17 protein-coding genes are annotated in these 18,626 nt (G+C 39.3%); all 17 read left to right on the forward strand.

Going from position 1 to position 18,626, the window contains the following annotated elements; translation table 11 throughout:
• The 17 genes from LS684_RS02920 to LS684_RS03000 all read left to right on the forward strand — a co-directional run bounded on the left by LS684_RS02920 (nucleotide 1) and on the right by LS684_RS03000 (nucleotide 18,419).
• Nucleotides 1-1,101 carry an ABC transporter ATP-binding protein gene (locus tag LS684_RS02920; RefSeq protein ID WP_233809781.1) on the forward strand — a complete coding sequence of 367 codons (1,101 nt, stop codon included), beginning with the start codon at nucleotides 1-3 and terminating at the stop codon, nucleotides 1,099-1,101.
• Nucleotides 1,094-1,894 (forward strand): ABC transporter permease, encoded by an 801-nt coding sequence (locus tag LS684_RS02925; protein WP_233811526.1) that lies wholly within the window; start codon nucleotides 1,094-1,096, stop codon nucleotides 1,892-1,894. Before LS684_RS02920 ends, LS684_RS02925 begins: the two co-directional genes overlap by 8 nt.
• Before the next feature lie 2 nt (nucleotides 1,895-1,896).
• On the forward strand, nucleotides 1,897-2,697 hold the full coding sequence (locus tag LS684_RS02930; protein WP_233809783.1) for an ABC transporter permease: 801 nt from the start codon (nucleotides 1,897-1,899) through the stop codon (nucleotides 2,695-2,697).
• The gene (locus tag LS684_RS02935) at nucleotides 2,694-3,767 is read left to right on the forward strand and encodes an ABC transporter substrate-binding protein (protein WP_233809785.1); all 1,074 of its coding nucleotides are present in this window, start codon (nucleotides 2,694-2,696) and stop codon (nucleotides 3,765-3,767) included. The genes LS684_RS02930 and LS684_RS02935 overlap by 4 nt, the downstream gene beginning before the upstream one ends.
• A gap of 128 nt (nucleotides 3,768-3,895) precedes the next feature.
• Complete coding sequence (locus tag LS684_RS02940; RefSeq protein ID WP_233809787.1) at nucleotides 3,896-4,657, forward strand: threonine/serine exporter family protein; 762 nt, start codon at nucleotides 3,896-3,898, stop codon at nucleotides 4,655-4,657.
• Between the two features lie 6 nt (nucleotides 4,658-4,663).
• Entirely contained in the window at nucleotides 4,664-5,122 is a 459-nt protein-coding gene (locus tag LS684_RS02945) for a threonine/serine exporter family protein (protein ID WP_233809789.1), read from the forward strand.
• A 216-nt stretch (nucleotides 5,123-5,338) separates the two neighbouring features.
• Nucleotides 5,339-5,995, forward strand: coding sequence for an ABC transporter permease (locus LS684_RS02950; RefSeq protein ID WP_233809791.1), 657 nt, complete (start codon nucleotides 5,339-5,341; stop codon nucleotides 5,993-5,995).
• A gap of 16 nt (nucleotides 5,996-6,011) precedes the next feature.
• Nucleotides 6,012-6,974: an ABC transporter ATP-binding protein gene (locus LS684_RS02955; protein ID WP_233809793.1), complete on the forward strand. Its 963-nt coding sequence runs from the start codon at nucleotides 6,012-6,014 to the stop codon at nucleotides 6,972-6,974.
• 15 nt (nucleotides 6,975-6,989) lie between these two features.
• On the forward strand, nucleotides 6,990-7,733 hold the full coding sequence (locus LS684_RS02960) for an ABC transporter permease (RefSeq protein WP_233809795.1): 744 nt from the start codon (nucleotides 6,990-6,992) through the stop codon (nucleotides 7,731-7,733).
• 24 nt (nucleotides 7,734-7,757) lie between these two features.
• Nucleotides 7,758-8,684, forward strand: coding sequence for a glycine betaine ABC transporter substrate-binding protein (locus tag LS684_RS02965; RefSeq protein WP_233809797.1), 927 nt, complete (start codon nucleotides 7,758-7,760; stop codon nucleotides 8,682-8,684).
• A gap of 369 nt (nucleotides 8,685-9,053) precedes the next feature.
• Nucleotides 9,054-11,204, forward strand: a complete 2,151-nt coding sequence (locus tag LS684_RS02970) for a PAS domain-containing sensor histidine kinase (RefSeq protein WP_233809799.1) — start codon at nucleotides 9,054-9,056, stop codon at nucleotides 11,202-11,204.
• Nucleotides 11,179-12,573, forward strand: coding sequence for a sigma-54-dependent transcriptional regulator (locus LS684_RS02975; protein WP_233809801.1), 1,395 nt, complete (start codon nucleotides 11,179-11,181; stop codon nucleotides 12,571-12,573). The genes LS684_RS02970 and LS684_RS02975 overlap by 26 nt, the downstream gene beginning before the upstream one ends.
• A gap of 219 nt (nucleotides 12,574-12,792) precedes the next feature.
• Nucleotides 12,793-14,103: a globin-coupled sensor protein gene (locus LS684_RS02980; protein WP_233809803.1), complete on the forward strand. Its 1,311-nt coding sequence runs from the start codon at nucleotides 12,793-12,795 to the stop codon at nucleotides 14,101-14,103.
• A 174-nt stretch (nucleotides 14,104-14,277) separates the two neighbouring features.
• A complete protein-coding gene (locus LS684_RS02985; protein ID WP_233809805.1) occupies nucleotides 14,278-14,502 on the forward strand; it encodes a hypothetical protein in 225 nt (74 codons plus the stop codon).
• A complete protein-coding gene (locus tag LS684_RS02990) occupies nucleotides 14,499-15,632 on the forward strand; it encodes a GerAB/ArcD/ProY family transporter (RefSeq protein ID WP_233809807.1) in 1,134 nt (377 codons plus the stop codon). Before LS684_RS02985 ends, LS684_RS02990 begins: the two co-directional genes overlap by 4 nt.
• A complete protein-coding gene (locus tag LS684_RS02995; RefSeq protein ID WP_432418791.1) occupies nucleotides 15,601-17,202 on the forward strand; it encodes a spore germination protein in 1,602 nt (533 codons plus the stop codon). Before LS684_RS02990 ends, LS684_RS02995 begins: the two co-directional genes overlap by 32 nt.
• On the forward strand, nucleotides 17,202-18,419 hold the full coding sequence (locus tag LS684_RS03000; RefSeq protein ID WP_233809811.1) for a Ger(x)C family spore germination protein: 1,218 nt from the start codon (nucleotides 17,202-17,204) through the stop codon (nucleotides 18,417-18,419). The genes LS684_RS02995 and LS684_RS03000 overlap by 1 nt, the downstream gene beginning before the upstream one ends.
• The last annotated feature ends 207 nt before the right edge of the window (nucleotides 18,420-18,626 follow it).

Consider the following 18,626-nt stretch of genomic DNA (forward strand, 5'->3'; position numbering starts at 1 on the left):
ATGGAAAATAATACGATTATTTCATTTGAGCATGTGAGTCAGCAATATGATCAGTTGCTTGTATTAGATGATGTAAGCTTTGAGATTGAAAGAGGGAAGTTCTATACGCTGCTCGGCCCCTCAGGTTGTGGAAAAACAACGATTCTCCGTTTGATTGCTGGATTTATTGAGCCGAGTAAGGGAAAGGTGTTCATCAATGGCAAATTAATGAACAATGTCCCTGCGAATAAACGCCAGGTCAATACGGTATTTCAAGATTATGCCTTGTTTCCACATTTAAATGTATTTGAAAATGTGGCCTTTGGCTTGCGTATTAAAAAAATGAAGCAGGCACTTATTGAAGAAAAGGTGAAGCAAGCGTTAAAGTTTGTGAACTTAGAAGGTTACGAGAAGCGTGAAATTAGCGAAATGTCTGGTGGACAAAGACAGCGTGTTGCCATAGCACGTGCGATTGTGAATGAACCAGAAGTGATTTTACTAGATGAGCCTTTATCTGCTCTCGACTTAAAGCTGCGTACAGAGATGCAATACGAGCTTCGTGAACTTCAGCAACGACTGGGGATTACGTTTATATTTGTTACCCATGATCAAGAAGAAGCACTTGCGATGTCAGATGAAATCTTTGTATTGAATAAAGGGAAGATTGAGCAGAGCGGGACACCAACGGATATCTATGATGAGCCTATTAACCGTTTTGTTGCGGATTTTATTGGTGAATCCAATATCGTTGGGGGAACGATGATTGAGGACTACCTAGTTGAGTTTGCAGGCAAGAAATTTGAGTGTGTAGATAAAGGCTTTGACGGGAACGAGGTAGTTGAAATCGTCATTCGCCCGGAAGATTTAGAGATTACAAGTCCTGAAAAAGGAAATTTACAGGTGCGAGTGGATTCCCAGCTGTTTAGAGGAGTACATTATGAAATTTGCTGCTTCGATCAAGAGGAGAACGAATGGCTTGTTCATTCTACTAAAAAAGCAGAGGTTGATAGCCAAATTGGTCTCTATTTTGACCCAGAGGCTATTCATGTGATGCGTCTAGGGGAATCTGAAGAAGACTTTGATCGCCGGTTAGAAGCATATGGGGATGAAGATGATGAATAGTCATACGAGAAATTTGTATCTCATCCCTTATGTTTTTTGGATTATTCTGTTTGTCGTGGCTCCACTCTTGCTTGTAGGATATAATTCATTTTTTGACCTTGAGGGGAACTTTACCTTTGCCAACTATGAGAAATTTTTCACACCCGTTTATTTAACGATGACATTAAGCTCGTTTTGGTATGCGTTTCTGATAACAGCATTTGCTCTGTTGGTTGCCTATCCAACAGCATACTTACTGACGAAAACAAAGCATAAACAGCTATGGCTGTTGTTGATCATTTTGCCATCCTGGATTAATTTATTGTTAAAGGCGTATGCTTTTTTAGGTATTTTTAGCACATATGGAGCAGCTAATCGTTTTTTAGAAACAATAGGGGTAGGTTCGAAGCAAATATTATTTACCGATTTCAGCTTTGTGTTTGTATCGGTGTATATATTTATTCCATTTATGATTCTACCTATTTTCAACTCTCTAAATGAGTTAAACTCTTCCTTTATTTACGCGGCTAATGACTTAGGGGCATCTCCATGGACTACATTTCGACGAGTTATTTTCCCCTTAACATTAGATGGGGTAAAGGCAGGCTGTCAGGCCGTGTTCATTCCAGCTCTGTCGTTGTTCATGATTACGCGATTAATTGCTGGAAACCGAGTGATTACACTTGGGACAGCGATTGAACAGCATTTTCTAGTGACGCAGGATTGGGGAATGGGTTCAACCATTGCTGTTTTCTTAATCATAGCAATGGTAATCATTATGGTGTTAACTGGTAATCGGAAGCGAGGGATATAAAGATGAAAAAAATGTCCAATGTATCCAAACTCTATTTAGCGGTCGTCTTTGTCATTCTTTATGCTCCGATTCTATATCTTATGTTTTATTCATTTAATAGCGGAGGGAATATGCATGATTGGGAAGGCTTTACTCTCGATTGGTATAAGGAGCTTTTCCAAGATACGAGATTGCTAGTTATCGTTCTGAATACGGTCGTGATTGCGCTTCTATCGGCAGTCATCTCAACGATCATCGGTGTATTAGGTGCTCTCGCCATCCATTATGTTCGAAAAAACCATTGGCGGAATACATTGCTTTCTTTTAACAATGTACTAATTGTGAGCCCTGATGTTATCATTGGTGCGTCATTTCTGATTATGTTTACGATGATTGGAATCAAGCTTGGTTTTGTGTCAGTACTGTTATCACATATTGCGTTCTGCGTTCCGATTGTGGTATTAATGGTTTTGCCAAAAATCCAAGAAATGAGCTCGACCTTAATTGATGCAGCAAGAGATTTAGGTGCTAGCCGCTGGGATGTATTATCGAAGGTTGTACTTCCTTACATCACTCCAGGGATTTTTGCTGGATTTTTCATGGCCTTAACGTATTCCCTTGATGATTTCGCCGTCACCTTCTTTGTTACTGGAAATGGGTTCACTACATTATCTGTTGAAATCTATTCATTAGCTAGAAGAGGGATTTCATTAAATATTAACGCATTGTCGACCTTATTATTCTTGTTTACGATGATCTTAGTTGTCGGCTATTACTTTATTACACAACGCAATAAGCCAGCGGGAATGGGGGCGAGAAAATGAAGCAGCTAACAAGAGCTTTACTTGTGATTCTCATGATATCCTTTGGGCTTATGTATCTGATTAATCGCTTAAACTCGGCGCAAGGCTATACGAGCGGAAATATATTAACGATCTATAACTGGGGAGACTATATTGATGCGGAGCTGCTAGTTCGTTTTGAAGAAGAGACCGGGATTAAGATTGTTTATGAAACATTTGATTCAAATGAAGCCATGCTGACGAAAATCCAGCAAGGAGGAACAGCTTATGATATTGCCATTCCTTCTGAATATATGATTGAAAAAATGCAGGATGAGAATTTACTCCTTCCGATTGATCATAGCAAGCTTTCGAACTTGGCATATATCGATCCGCGGTTTATGGATTTATCGTTTGATCCAGAAAACAAATTCTCTATTCCATATTTTTGGGGGACCGTAGGGATTCTGTATAATCCTTCTATGTTAGAGGGGAAAGTCATTACAGGATGGAATGACCTATGGGATCCAAGCTTAAAAAATGAGATTTTACTAATTGATGGGGCTCGTGAGATTATGGGCATGGGTTTAAATAGCTTAGGATATTCATTAAATGATAGAGACAAAGAGCATTTACTAGAAGCAAAGGCAAAGCTTAGTACGCTTACTCCAAATATTAAAGCGATCGTTGGGGATGAGATTCGGATGCTGATGGAAAATGAGGAGGCTGCGATTGGGTTGGTATGGTCAGGGACAGCAGCAGAGCTTATGTGGGATAATGAATATCTTGACTATGTCGTTCCTGAAGAAGGCTCGAATCTGTGGTTTGACAATATGGTCATTCCCAAAACAGCAAAGAATGTAGAAGCAGCCCATCAATTTATTAATTTTGTTCTAGATCCTGAGGTGGCTGCGCAAAATACAGAGTATGTAGGGTATTCTACTCCGAATAAAGAAGCGCTCAAATTTTTACCTGAAGAAATTGTAAATGATAAGCGATTCTATCCAGACCCAGAACTAACGGAGAAGCTAGAGGTGTATGAAAACCTAGGGAATCAGATGCTGGCGTACTACAACGAGCTTTATCTTGAATTTAAAATGCATAAGAAGTAATGAATAGATTTACGCAAGCACCAGTGTAGAGGTGCTTGCGTTATTTTTTTGTTAAATCTATTCATCTTTATTGAAATCACCGCATAGATTAGGTATGTTGTCTAATATAACTTTTTTGGAGAGATATTATGGAAAATCATTTAAACCCAACCTATGACATTATGGAGGTTTGTCTACTGGCCGGGAAGATTATGCTGCAAAGTGGCGCAGAAACGTATCGTGTGGAGGATACGATGATGCGAATTGCTGCTTCATTCGGCGTTCAACAATCCCATAGCTACGTGACGCCAACTGGAATTATCTTCTCAATTGAAGGGAAGGAGCCAACAAAGACGAAGCTTATTCGCATCTCTGAACGTACGACGGACTTAGATAAGGTGACATTAGTGAATAGTGTCTCTCGGAAAATCAGTCTTGGTGAGCTTGAATTGGAGACAGCTTATCACGAGCTGAAAGAGATCGAGGCTTCCAGTCCTCAATATACATTGTCTCTTCAAATTATGGCTGCTTCGGTTGCTAGTGGCTGTTTCCTCGTAATGTTCAAAGGCAGCTGGTATGACTTTCTCCCAGCATTGTTAGCGGGAGGACTTGGTTTTTACTGTGTAAACCTGTTTCATAAGCTAGTTCCTGTGAAGTTTTTTGCCGAGTTTATGGCTTCTTTTGTTATTGGGCTTGTTGCCTTCGGCTTTGTAGAATTCGGTTTAGGCCAGCAGTTAGATAAAATCATTATTGGTTCGGTCATGCCTCTCGTACCTGGGCTTTTAATTACCAATGCCGTTCGTGATCTTATGGCAGGCCATCTTGTTTCTGGATTATCTAAGGGGGCTGAAGCCTTCCTAACGGCGTTTGCCATTGGCTCAGGGATTGCCGTTGTTTTCACGATTTTATAAGGAGGGATGGGAAAGTTGATAGTCGAACAGCTTGTTACAAGCTTCATTGCGTCAGCCGCTTTTGGCATGATCTTCAATGCGCCGAAAAGATCATTAATAAAATGCGGAATCGTTGGGATGCTTGGATGGATAATCTATGTTTATATGACAGAGAACAACGCAGATCCAGTACTTGCTTCCTTACTTGCCTCCTTTGCGATCGCAGTGTTAAGTCAATTTTTTGCCAAAATGTATAAAACGCCTGTGATTATTTTTAGTGTGGCGGGTATTATTCCTCTCGTACCTGGTGGACTTGCTTATGATGCTATGCGGAATTTTGTGGAGAATGATTATAACCTAGCGATTAATTTGGCGGCAAAGGCCTTTATGATATCTGGTTCAATTGCGATTGGGCTTGTTTTCTCCGAAGTGATTAACCAAATTATCCGCCAGTCCAAATTAAATCCAAAGAGAAAAGGAGTCTAATCGCTGATTGTAAAAAAATTTTAACCAGTTCTGTAAAAATATTTTTACATGATGGTTTTTTTTACAGGTACCCAGAATAAATGAATCGATACAATCAAACCGTTCAATCCTTTGATAATAAAGGCATTGAGCGGTTTTTTTGCTTTTTTTATAAAAGTTGGCACGGAAGTTGCATTACTAAATAGTGAAGATCAAAAGGAGGTGCAGATAAACAAGATGTTACAAGATTTATGGAGCTATCTTATTGAAAATCAATCAGTGATTTGGACATATAGCTGGGAGCATCTTCAACTAGTGGGACTTGCGATCATTATTGCCATTGCAATTGGGTTGCCGGTTGGAATTTATTTAACAACAAACGAGGACCTGGCTGAAACGATTCTGCAAGTAGCCAATGTGATTATGACGATTCCGAGTATTGCTTTATTTGGCATCATGATTCCTATTTTATCGATTATTAACCAGGGGATTGGTTTTGTTCCTGCGGTGATTGCCTTAATCTTATATTCACAATTACCGATTATTCGAAATACGTATGTCGCTATTAATAATGTAGACCCGAATATTCGCGATGCAGCGATTGGACTTGGAATGAGCACAATGCAGCGATTGCTTCGTGTAGAAATTCCGAATGCCTTGCCCGTGATCATGGCAGGGGTTCGTCAGGCGGTTGTCATGAATATCGGAATAGGTGCCATTGCGGCATTTGTTGGTGCTGGAGGTCTAGGAGTCCTTATTAATCAAGGAATTTCGAGGTCTAACTCTACGATGGTATTAGCAGGTGCAATTGTTATATCAATTTTAGCCATTGTTGTTGATGGGGCTTTAGGAATGATACAGAAGCGTTTAACACCAAAAGGATTAGAGCAATAGAACAAGGGGTGAAGGTATGATTGAATTCAAAAATGTTACGAAAATCTATGGAGATAGTGTAAAAGCAGTTGATCATGTGAGTTTTGAGGTTCCAAAGGGGAATATTGTTGTTTTTCTAGGACCGTCAGGATGCGGAAAAACGACGACCCTCCGAATGGTGAATCGATTGGAATCGATTACGGAAGGAACGATCCTAGTAAATGGCACGGATGTAAATTCGTTAATCGAAATTGAACTCAGAAGAAAAATTGGTTATGTCATTCAACATAATGGCCTTTTTCCAAATATGACGATTGAGGAGAATGTCATGGCTGTTCCGAACCTTTTAGGCTGGGACAGGAAGAAGAAGCGAGATCGTTACAATTACCTCATGGACCTGGTAGGCTTGAACCCAGATGAGTACCGGAAGAGGTTTCCAAATGAGTTATCAGGGGGACAACAGCAGCGTGTAGGAATTGCCCGAGCAATGGCGGCTGACCCACCGGTTATGCTAATGGATGAGCCATTTGGAGCACTGGATCCAATCATTCGGTCTCGTATCCAAAATGAGTTTCTTCAAATCCAACAAGAGGTGCAGAAGACGATTCTTTTTGTCAGCCATGATATCGATGAAGCAATTAAAATGGGGGATCACATCGCTATTTTTAAAAATGGCGAGCTGATGCAATATGATTCACCAAGTGAGCTACTAGCTAGACCGAAAAGTGAGTTTGTCCGAGAGTTTGTTGGACAGGACCGTGCATTGAAAAGCTTAAGCCTGCACACAGTAGAAGATCTGGTGGCAGAACAATCATTACAAAACATTCAAGGGGTTGGAAAAAATCGCAAGGCGATCGAAACAGATACGAATTTACGAGATGCCCTTTCGATTTTGTTAAATCAAGAAGCAGACCAGCTGGTTGTAAAAGATAATCAGAAGACAATTGGTGCTATCCGCATTGAGGATGTTGAAACCTATCTTCATCAACATATTAAATAAGTTAGGAGGGAGTAGATGAAGAATAAGAAGCTCCTATCATTTATCATTAAATTTATTCTCTTGTTACTCGTGTTATCCTTCTTTGCTTGGTCGCTTAAAAAGGGATATTATCAATTAATTCTAGACGACTTTGAAGGCTTTCAATTTCTATTAATACAGCACATACAGATGGTGTTTATTTCTTCACTATTAGCAATTGTTCTTGCGATTCCACTTGGAATTCTCGTAACTAGACCAAGGTTTCGTAAGCTTCAGTGGCTATTTATGAATACTGCAAATTTAGGGCAAACGATTCCAAGCTTAGCGATTTTGGCGCTGGCGATGACATGGATGGGAATCGGCTTTAAGCCTGCTGTTTTTGCCTTGTTTGTTTATTCCGTTTTACCCATATTGAGAAATACAGTAGCAGGAATCAATTCATTGGATCCACATTTGCTTGATGCAGCGAAAGGAATTGGATACAAGCCGGCTCAAATTCTTTTGAAAATCGAATTACCCAATGCAGCCTATCCGATCATGGCAGGAATTCGTACAGCTGTCGTGATAAATATTGGAACTGCTGCGTTAGCCTACCTTGTAGGCGGTGGAGGATTAGGTGACTGGATTTTCACGGGAATCATGATGCGAGATAATTCGTATCTATTATCAGGCGCAGTGCCTGTTACTATATTAGCTATGTTGACCGATTTCATTTTACGGATGCTAGAAAAAGTCGTGATTTCTAACGGCTTACGTCAATCGGTTACAACTGCAGAATAAATTTAACTAGGGGGATTAAACCGTATGAAGAAAGTATTTTCATTTGTCATTGCATTAACCTTAATGCTGTCGATTTTAGCAGCCTGTAGTGGAAGTGACACAGCTTCCTCAGGTAACGATGGAGACAAGAGTTTAGTTGTTGGCGCAAAAAATTTCACAGAGCAATTTGTTTTATCGAAAATTTTAGCAATCTATTTAAAAGAAAACGGTTATGAAATTGAAGAAAAAAGCAATATGGCGAGTCAGGTTGTTCGCCAAGCATTAGAAAACAAGCAGGTGGATCTATATTGGGATTACACAGGAACTAGCTTAGTAAACTACAATAAGCTCGACCCGATTTCCGATTCTACAAAAGCGTATGAAAAAGTAAAAGAAGTAGATCGAGAGAATGGAATTATCTGGTTAGATCAATCGAATGTGAATAATACGTATACGTTAATGATGAGAGAAGATCATGCGAAGGAGCTGGGCATTACGTCGATTAGCGACTTAGCTAAGTATGTGAATGACAACCCAGGTGAGCTTAAGCTTGGGACAGATGCAGAGTTTGCCACAAGACCTGATGGAATTAAAGGGGTAGAGAAAACATACGGGTTTAAATTTGGTTCTTCTAATTTAAAGAAAATGGATGTTGGTTTATTCTATCAAGCATTAAGAGATGAGCAAGTAGATGTAGCGACAGGTTTTTCAACTGACAGCCGTATTAAAGCATTTAACTTAGTCAATTTAGAGGATGATATGGGCTTTTTCCCTGCTTATAATGCAGGAATAACTGTTCATGAAGAAGCTTTTGAAGAATATCCTGAGCTAGAGGAGCTGTTAAAGCCGCTTGCAGAGAAGTTAGATACAGATACAATGATGGATTTGAACTACCGCGTGGATATTGATGAAGAGAGTGAAACAGAAGTAGCGAGAGCGTGGTTGGTAGAGAACGGCTTAATTAAAGAATAAGAGACTTGAGAGAGGAAATCTATAAGAATTCTTCTCAGAATGGCGGAAAGAGGGATCAAGATTATGTTCTTGGTCCCTTTCGCTGATTTTGAGATCTGTACGTGTGAAAGAATGGTGATTTCTGCTCCAGTCGCTTTCTTTCCTGGGGGCGTTCGCCATGTCTATTGTTTGCCTTGGAAAGGAAATTAGCTGGATATGTGTGTATAATCGGGTAAAGTAACAAGGATAGGTACATACAAGTTGTTTCGAGTTTGACTAGAGTCTGAGAGGAAGTCAATAAGATTTCCTCTTTTCCCTTATTTGATACATTCTCTAAGCCTTTTATATAATGAATATATAGCCTAGCACCTCAATGAAAGGTGGACCATAATGAGAAATTTTTTCCCCGCAGGACTTACCCAACGCTTTCTATTGCTTAGTGTCATCATTATTTTTATCCCTCTTCTTATCATATTTGCAGTTGCTGTGTCCTCTTCAAAGGATATCATTCAAAAGCAAACAGAGGAGCAAGCGATTCAAGTAGCGAAGGTTCTATCAGATAAAACGAAGGATTTGTTTCAATTTAAGACCCAATTACTTGAAAATATAACTGCTTCAGATCCGTTTAGTCATCGAAAAAAAACGGAAAGGATGGTCACTGAGTTAGCAATGAATGATCCTTTTTTTGAAGAGATTCTCTTATTAGATGAAAACGGAAGCATCGTGTATCAAGCTCCCTTTGAGAAGAAGGAGGATTCGTTGACAGTATTGCAGTCGACATTTTTTAAAGAAATAATTTGGAGGAGAGCTTCCTTTGTTAGTCAGGGTAAAGCTGAAAGCGGTGCGCCAGAGATCTATATGCTGGTACCAGTGCAAACGATAGAGCATGGGCCAGTGAATGGAGCGTTCTTAGCAAGGGTAAGCTTAACTTATTTAGAAAAATATTATAAAAAAAATATTGTGAGTGACTCTGGGAGAACGTTTCTATTTAATAAGGAAGGCGATATCTTGTTTGATACGAAGGACACTAATCTCGCCGGTCAATCAATTGCTAGGTATCCATTCTTTCATCAGTCTATTCTTGATCGAACTGGTGTATTTAAAGGAACTTTATGGGAGAACAATACGCTTGTCGCATATAGTCCAATTGATCGTTTGCCATTTTATGCGGCCACATCTTTGCCTTTGAAGGAAGCTAACTTGGTTATCTCTAGCCTTAAGAATGTGTTAATTAATGGGTTTGTCGTGATTTTGCTTGCTACATTCGCTTTTCTGCTCTTTAGCATCCGCTGGGTCATCCAGCCAATCAAAAGGCTAACGGAGCAAGCAGCGAGCTATGCAAAAGGGGGAGATTGGTTTGTGCCGATGCTTCGGAAAAATGACGAAATCAAGACCCTCTCCAATACGATGAAATTTATGGCAGAAAGCTTACGATCTCAAGAGCGCCACCTGCAATCAATCTTGGAGTCCTTTCCGTTTGGAGTCGTTACCATTAACCCGGATGGCGTGATTACCTCTATAAATGATACAGGGAGTGAGCTACTATTTCTTTCACAGCCACATCTAGTAGGGAAATCGATCGATGAGCTTCCCCAACCTTTTAAGGACCATTTTGAAAAATGTAAGCATGTCTCCCATAAATTTGATGGAGTGGAGGATGATTTTACCCTTCAACATAATCAAGGGAAACGGAAAGTAATGAAGCAATCGAGCTCGCCCCTACTGAATGAGAAACAAGAGGTTATTGGTGTGCTAACCACATTTTGGGACGTAACAAAAGTAAGACAGCTTGAACGGCACATTCAAAGATCAGAGCAGCTCGTAGCAATTGGTCAAATGACAGCTGGGCTTGCCCATGAGGTGAAAAATCCACTTGGAACTGTACAAATGGCTAGTGATGTAATTGAAACAGAGTTTAACGATCTTTTAGAGAAATATTCAATAAAGGATATGTCATCAGATATTATTCAAGAAGCCTTGAAGGATATACAAGATGAGATACAACGGTTAAACGAGCTGGTTCGAAGATTTCTTCAGTTTAGCCGAGAACATAAAAAAGATGAAACAATCTTTAATTTGAAAAGCTTACTTAATGAAACCCTTCATCTGCTTTCACATCAATTTCGGAAAAAGGCGATACACATTTCAACTAGCTATTCGAGTGATCAGCTTCGAATAAAGGGAGACCGGAGCCAGCTAATTCAAGCGCTACTGAATATTTTCCTTAATGCCATTGAAGCGGTAACAGAAAAAGGAGAAATTCATGTTTCCGTAGAAGAAGTTAAGGATAAATATGAATTAACCATAGCTGATAATGGAATTGGAATTTCGGAACAGAAAATAAATCGAATCTTCAATCCATTTTTCTCCACGAAGCAGGAAGGAACAGGGCTCGGATTGTGGATTACTCATGATATCATTACCACCAACAACGGACAAATAGAGGTTGAGAGTGAGTTAGGAAAAGGAACTACCTTTATCATTTCACTTCCAAGACATAAAGAGGAGAGAGTAGATGGGGAAGAGAATCTTACTCGTTGAAGATAACGAGAAATTTCGGAGATTAACCAAGCTTACTTTGCTGAAGGCAGGCTATGACGTAATAGAAGCAGAAACGGGAGATGAAGCTTTGCAGAAGATGGATAGCGAACAAGTGGACCTTGTTTTGCTCGATATCCTCCTGCCTGATACCACAGGATTAAAGCTGTTGGAGAAGTGGAAGCCCCTTTTTCCAAACACTTCGTTTATCATGTGCACGGCATATGGTGATATAGAAGATGCGGTAAAGGCAATGAAAATTGGGGCGTTTGACTATTTATCAAAGCCGATTCGGGCAGATGAACTAAAGGTAGTCATTGAACGTGCACTTGGGTATAAAGAGCTTCAAAGGGAAAATAAACAACTAAAAGCAGCTGTAAAAGAGAAGTTTAATTTACACGGTATGATTGGTTCGAGTGAGAAGATGCAAGAGGTCTACTCTCTTATTCAAAGGGTGGCACCTCAGGATGTTACGATCTTATTAGGTGGAGAAAGTGGAACAGGTAAGTCAAGATGTGCCTATGCAATTCACCTAGAAAGCAATCGGTGTAACGCCCCTTTTATAAAGGTCAATTGTGCTGCCATTCCCCCTAACTTATTGGAGAGTGAATTGTTCGGTTACGAAAAAGGTGCGTTTACAGGTGCGATTTCCTCACAGGAAGGGAAATGCGCGGCAGCAGACGGAGGAACATTATTTTTAGATGAAATTGGAGAAATTCCGCTGGACCTGCAAGCGAAACTGCTCCAGTTCACACAGGATAAAACGTTTACTCCTTTAGGGAGTACAAAGGAAATAAGCTCAGATGTACGAATTATTACAGCTACCAACCGCAATCTATGGGAGATGGTACAAAGTGGAGATTTTCGAGAGGATTTATATTATCGGTTAAACATTATTGGCATTCATATGCCTCCGCTAAGAGAGCGGAGGGAAGATGTTCCAGACTTAATCGATCAATTTATGCAAGAAGCATCCGTTGAACAGAAACGTCCATATAGGATAAGTAAAGAGCTGTTAGTGAAGCTAGTTGAATATCCATGGCCTGGGAATATTCGCGAATTAGAAAATGCAATTGCCCGCGCGACGGTATTATCAATGGATGGGAACTTACTGTTAAAAGATTTTCCACTAGAGGTTATGACGTACTTCTCACAAAGCATAGTAGAGACGAAAGAGGGGGAGGAAGTACCATCTATTAACTGGGATGAGGATTTTTCTTTAACCGAGCATTTAGAGCAAGTAGAGGTGTCTGTTATTGAAGAAGCTTTAAAGAATGAAAATGGAAATCAAGCAAGAGCGGCCGAGGCACTCGGAATATCAAGGCAAGGTCTATTGTACAAAATTAAAAAATATAATATACAAGTCGATTAAGAAGGCAACACTCGAGACACTAAGATCTTGGGTGTTGCTTTTTTATGAGGGAGGTTACTGATATAGATACATTTCAAACTGTTTCAAACCATACTACATTCGTACTAGGAATGTAGTCATGATTTTTCGTTTTGATTGCATACTTGAGCTTGCTAAAATCAAAATAGTTATACATAATTTAGACATAACTTATACAATTTAACTTAAAGGGGAATTTATATGCTATTTCAATTAGGGAAAAAAGCGAAAGCAGCAGAATTTATGGCAATAATGGAGCTTCCGAAAAAGGAAAATGTGGTGCAAGTACAAAATAGCGATATTTCCATGAGATTAGAATATATGGGGTTTGAAAAGCAGCATTTAACGGCACTAAAAGAGGTTCAACCTATTGTCCTTCCCTTATTAGATGAGATTCTTAGAAATGTATTAGACCATTTATATAAACAACCACTACTAGAAAGAATTGCGAATGACCACTCTGGTTATGAACGCTTGTACAATGTGTTTGTCCGGTATTTTGAGAGTTTGTTAAGCGGTGAGTTGAATGAAGCTTATTTTCAGATGAGAAATCAAATTGGAAAAACCCATAATGGTGCGAATTTACCGATTGAGTGGTTTCTTGCGACTTACTCAGCTATTAGTTCGTTGCTGATCCCAAAAGTGGTGGAGTATCTACAATCAAACCCTAGTAAGCTCTCAGAAGTTATTTTAGCAATTACACATGTAGTTAACCTAGATTCACAACTAGTAGTAGGGAATTATTTACAGGCAAGGGTGACCGAATTAAATAACTTAAATGAGGCAAATCAACTGCTTCAAAGGGAGCTCACTTCCATTAGTCAAGAAGTAGCTGCAACGGTAGAAGAGACTGAAGCTACAACGAGTGAAACAAGCGGAAAGGCCGAGCAAATTCGTAAGGAAACAGAAATGACGCAAAAGAGTAGTAGGAATCTACTAAATTTAACGGATGTTAATCAGAATCAAATGGAGAGTATGGAAAAGACGTTTAGTCATGTGTTAGATGAAGTGGCTTCGACGATTAAAGGAATGTCTAAACTAAAATCAATCTCAGAGCAAATTATTGCGATGACAAAGGGAATTGAGGATATTGCGGATCAAACGAATTTACTTGCATTAAATGCATCCATTGAGGCAGCCCGGGCGGGGGAAGGTGGGAAAGGCTTTGCAGTAGTCGCTTCAGAAGTACGAAAGCTAGCGGAAAACTCGAAATCTATGAGCAGCAAGATTAAGTTTTCGATAGAGGAAAATGACTCTTATATTAATCGATTAGTGGATACGATGAATACGATGAATCTTTCGACGAAGGAGTCTCAATCAAAGCTTCAAGATGTTAAGAGTGGATTGTTGACTATGAAGATGGAGATGGAGCATTATTTGGAGATGTTTGACCGCAATAAGATGGATTTAGATACAATTGTGAGTTCAATTAATGAGATTAATCATACGACAGAGAATCTTTCAGTTCTAGCGAATAAATTACTGGAAAAAGCGGAGCAAACGCAGCAGTAATTGAAGGGATATCATGGAGCACTAGTAGCTTGCTAGTGTTCTTTTTATTCTCAAAAAAGGATTGTTCCATTCTCCCTACCCCCGAAAATGGGTTGTGTTGATTATTAATACATGATTAGGAACAAAAAGGAAATAATGTGAGTATGAAGCTGAAATGGTTAGGTGGTTTTTTGTTTGGTTACATTTGTGTTATTGCTTACCTTATCTAGCCTTTTGACAACTGTGACATTCATTGATTTGTTCATGTACGGGGGAGCATTTTTCGCTACTATGACGAACATTATGATGGTAAAGGCTGGGACGAATGAATGGATGGTGTATACAGCTGTTGCGTTAAGTTTTGTTTACTGTATCAGGTTGGATTATAAGGGAATAAAGAAAGTGGACAATTCGAAATGAAGCCTTCTGTAGAGAAAATTTCTTTATGGCAGCTATTAATTCTTATTATAATATTTGAAATTGGGAGTGCAGCTATTGTTGGAATAGGGAATGAGGCAAAGCAAGATGCTTGGATTGCCATTATGGCTACAACGATTTTTGGCGCTAGTTTAGTAGCGGGGTATGTATTTCTGCTTTCCAAGCTACCTGGTAAACACTTATTCGAGCTCTTGTCCTTTTGTTTTGGAAAATGGATTGGCGGGCTGATTTCCTATTTATACATCTTATATTTCTTTTATATCTCTGCAAGAGTAATAAGGGATTTTTGCGAGCTGATGGCTTCTACTATTTTTGCAAACACCCCAATTGAATTTTTATCGATAACGATGATGCTTATCATCATTTACATGTTATATCAAGGGTTAGAAGTATTAGGAAGAACAAGTGAAATCTTTTTTCCGTATGTGTTCTTTTTCGTCCTTATTATTGGAATCTCTGTTTATTTATCTGGAGAAATTAAATTTACCAACCTTCAGCCCATCCTAGCTGAAGGGATTAGGCCAATTCGACAAGCCATTTTCCCTGAATTATTGACTTTTCCGTTTGGAGAGATGGTGGCTTTCATGATGATTATTCCTTATGTAACTAAATTCGAAAAAGCGATGAAGGTAAGTATCGTCGCTATTTTGATTACTGGAGTCCTTTTGACCTATAGCTCCATGGTACAAATCCTTTCGTTAGGTCATGAGATGAAAGAGCGTTCTAATTTTCCGTTATTATCTGCCGCACGAGAAATTTCCCTTCTCAACTTTATTGAAAGAGTGGATTTACTCGTCGTCTTTATTGTTATGTTTGGAATTATTGTAAAGGTGAGCATTTTTTTCTACGGAGGGGTTAAAGGGTTAGAATACCTCTTTCACAGGCCCTATCGTTCCTTTCTCTTTCCGATAGGAATGCTTATTGCCTTATTTACCATTTTAATTAGTGAGAATTATGCGGAGCACATACAAGAAGGACTTGAGTTTGTAACAAAATTTCTTCATATTCCTTTTCAGCTAACGATTCCTTTCGTTATGCTCCCCATCTTATGGTTTAAAACGAGAAAAAAGAAAGGGGGAGGTGGAATTGAAAAAATGGAATCAACTCTTTAAACGAAAGAAGAATAAGCGTAACCAGGAAACAACAGATGCTCAGCTTTTCCATACCGAAGACATCCAGGTAGAATTCTCTCCTTCCCTTGAAAAAAATAAAGAAGAGTTAGAGGGGTTATTTCATGGAACGTTTGATTTTGAAATGGATGAAATTCAGGTAGGGAATAAAAACGGGTTCATCTGTTATTTGAGCACGATGCTGGACAAAGGACAGCTTACGGAAAAGATCCTAGAACCTATTTATAATTGTAATCACGACCATCAGGTGATTACGGATGATAAATCATTCGAAAAAATAAGAGAGTCTTATTTCCCAAGCCTTCCATATGACTATGCACACACGTTACATCAAGTCGTATGGCACATATTGAATGGCTATGCGGTTATTCTTATAAAGGGGTTGAATAAGGCTTTTTCGTTAGAAATCGGGAACATCGAGAAGCGTTCGGTAGAAGAGCCAAGTACACAGACCATTATTCGTGGTCCAAAAGAAGGCTTTATCGAAAATATGAACACAAATATAAGTCTAGTTAGGCGACGAATTAGGAATCCAAGTCTAAAGTTTGAACGTTACCAGATTGGAAAAGATTCGCGCACAGATGTAGCAATTGCATATATGGACAACATTACTAACTTAGATGTATTGGATGAGGTTCGACGGAGAATTGAGAAAATTGATGTAGGTGCAATCCTTGACAGTGGGAATATTGAAGAATTCATTACAGATGAAACCTATACTCCTTTTCCATTAATTTTCAATACCGAAAGATCTGATACTATTGCTAGTCATTTACTAGATGGGAAAATAGCTATATTTGTCGACGGTACACCGTTTGTTTTGACACTTCCGTGTGTATTTAGTGATTTTTTTCAGTCATCAGAAGACTATTATCAACCCTTCTTTATGGCCAGCTTTGTTCGATTTATCCGATACATTTCATTTATGATAGCGTTAACCCTTCCGTCGTTATATGTAGCTATTTCTTCTTTTCATCATGAATTATTGCCAACCCAGCTATTAATCAGTGTTCAAGCTCAGCGAGAAGGTGTACCCTTTCCAGCAGTTATTGAAATCTTATTAATGGAGCTATCTTTTGAGGTGTTGCGTGAAGCTGGAGTACGAATGCCTAGAGCAGTAGGGCAAACGGTGTCCATTGTGGGAGCGTTAGTTATAGGTCAAGCTGCTGTAGAAGCAGGGATTGTTTCAAACGTATTGGTGATTATTGTTGCGTTCACTGCAATTGCTAGCTTTGTTTCCCCTATATACAATTTCGCGATTTCAACAAGATTGTTACGGTTTCTATTAATTTTTGCAGCTTCAGCGATGGGGTTATATGGGGTATTAGTTGGGTTAATTGTCATGGTCATCCACTTAGTCAGCTTAAGGTCCTTTGGGATTTCTTACTTAACTCCTGTTGCCCCTTTGCAAATAGAGGACCAGCAGGACGTATTTGTCCGTATGCCTATTTGGAAAAATAAAAGAAGGCCCTCTTATTTGATGACACAAGCGCCAGTAAAGAAAACAAGTAATCAGGCTCCATCCCCACCGAACACGGGAGGTGGGAGCTGATGCACGTGTCTAGACCTTTCATAATTATATGCGTGTTTTGTCTCCTCTTAGTTGGATGCTGGGACAAAAATGAGTTAAATGACATTTTAATTGTCACAGGGATTGCAGTTGATAAAGGGGAGGAGAAAAGATATCTACTAACGGTTGAGGCAGTTAATGCCACTCAGTTGTCGAAACAAGGGGGGGAGGGCAATACGCCTTCTATCTCTTTTTCTTTAGAAGGAAATTCAATTTCTGAACTTTCCAATAAAATGAATGTAGGAATGGCACGGAAATTAATCTATTCACATACACGGATTCTCGTTATAAGCGAGCAGGTGGCGAGGGAAGGAATTACGGGATTCCTTGATTTTCTTGAAAGAAGTGGAGATTTCCGAAATGACTTCAATATATTGATTTCAAGGAAATATAAAGCTTCTGATTACATTTCAACAGTTGCACCTGTTCAGAAGGTCTCTTCTATAAAAATTAATAAGCAAATTGAAGCTTTTCTTGAGGAGTGGGGAGGAGACCCCAACATTAGGCTGACAGATCTGTTGTCCTCGATTACTTCTAATGGCAGGACACCGGTATTAGCAGCAGTAACGATTAAGGGGGACCCAGCCAAAGGGAAATCAGTTGAAAATATTCAGAGGGTAGACCTTGATGCACTTGTTGAACTGGATGGGTTGGCTGTATTTGATAATAAAAAGGTGGTCGGTTTTCTAACTCTAGAGGATGCGAGAAATTATTTATGGACACAGGATTTAAATCGTACAAGTATAAGTGTCCCATGTGGTGAAGAGGATGAACAGGAAAACGAAAAATTTATTGATGTTCGAATTGTTACATCTACCTCCAGCATCAACGCGAGCTATAAGGGGGATGAGCCAAAGTTAAAAGTGAAAATTAATGGGGAAGCACATATTGATGGGACACAGTGCTCGAAGGACCTTACAAAGGTAGAGACTTTTCAAGAATATGAAAAAAGAGTGAACGACTTTATTCTAACAGATGTAGAAGGAACGATTCAAAAAGTACAAGATGAATATGGTGTAGATATTTTCGGGTTTGGAGATGCACTTTATAGACAGCATTATGACAAGTTTAAACAAGTAGAAGATCAGTGGAACGAGGAATTCACACGAGGAGAAATAGAAGTAGAAGTGTATATGCACCTGCGGCGTTCGGGAATTCGAAATAAAAGCTTTATATCGAATGTGGATGAGAAGCCTTAGGAGTGAGGCTGGGTATTTCAATCAATGAACTATCCGAACGAACAGGAGTTATCTCCATCTCCTTTTACTCGTTCGGGTATTTTTGTTTGTTCGAAAAACAAATTTTTAAAAAATAGTGGAAAGGAGCGGAAGACAATCGACTACTAAGGGAAATAAAGGAAAGGCTGAGACACCAAAGCGCAGCAAGGAGGCTCAGCTTCCTCCCCG

The organism is Cytobacillus spongiae, from assembly GCF_021390075.1.

What these genes read in the sequence shown, in the direction of transcription:
- LS684_RS02960 (WP_233809795.1), top strand. Translation starts at nt 6,990, where the DNA reads ATGAAGAATAAGAAGCTCCTATCATTTATCATTAAATTTATTCTCTTG.
- LS684_RS02970 (WP_233809799.1), top strand. Translation starts at nt 9,054, where the DNA reads ATGAGAAATTTTTTCCCCGCAGGACTTACCCAACGCTTTCTATTGCTT.
- LS684_RS02920 (WP_233809781.1), top strand. Translation starts at nt 1, where the DNA reads ATGGAAAATAATACGATTATTTCATTTGAGCATGTGAGTCAGCAATAT.
- LS684_RS02950 (WP_233809791.1), top strand. Translation starts at nt 5,339, where the DNA reads ATGTTACAAGATTTATGGAGCTATCTTATTGAAAATCAATCAGTGATT.
- LS684_RS02965 (WP_233809797.1), top strand. Translation starts at nt 7,758, where the DNA reads ATGAAGAAAGTATTTTCATTTGTCATTGCATTAACCTTAATGCTGTCG.
- LS684_RS02955 (WP_233809793.1), top strand. Translation starts at nt 6,012, where the DNA reads ATGATTGAATTCAAAAATGTTACGAAAATCTATGGAGATAGTGTAAAA.
- LS684_RS02980 (WP_233809803.1), top strand. Translation starts at nt 12,793, where the DNA reads ATGCTATTTCAATTAGGGAAAAAAGCGAAAGCAGCAGAATTTATGGCA.
- LS684_RS02945 (WP_233809789.1), top strand. Translation starts at nt 4,664, where the DNA reads ATGGGAAAGTTGATAGTCGAACAGCTTGTTACAAGCTTCATTGCGTCA.
- LS684_RS03000 (WP_233809811.1), top strand. Translation starts at nt 17,202, where the DNA reads ATGCACGTGTCTAGACCTTTCATAATTATATGCGTGTTTTGTCTCCTC.
- LS684_RS02925 (WP_233811526.1), top strand. Translation starts at nt 1,094, where the DNA reads ATGAATAGTCATACGAGAAATTTGTATCTCATCCCTTATGTTTTTTGG.
- LS684_RS02975 (WP_233809801.1), top strand. Translation starts at nt 11,179, where the DNA reads ATGGGGAAGAGAATCTTACTCGTTGAAGATAACGAGAAATTTCGGAGA.
- LS684_RS02935 (WP_233809785.1), top strand. Translation starts at nt 2,694, where the DNA reads ATGAAGCAGCTAACAAGAGCTTTACTTGTGATTCTCATGATATCCTTT.
- LS684_RS02940 (WP_233809787.1), top strand. Translation starts at nt 3,896, where the DNA reads ATGGAAAATCATTTAAACCCAACCTATGACATTATGGAGGTTTGTCTA.
- LS684_RS02990 (WP_233809807.1), top strand. Translation starts at nt 14,499, where the DNA reads ATGAAGCCTTCTGTAGAGAAAATTTCTTTATGGCAGCTATTAATTCTT.
- LS684_RS02930 (WP_233809783.1), top strand. Translation starts at nt 1,897, where the DNA reads ATGAAAAAAATGTCCAATGTATCCAAACTCTATTTAGCGGTCGTCTTT.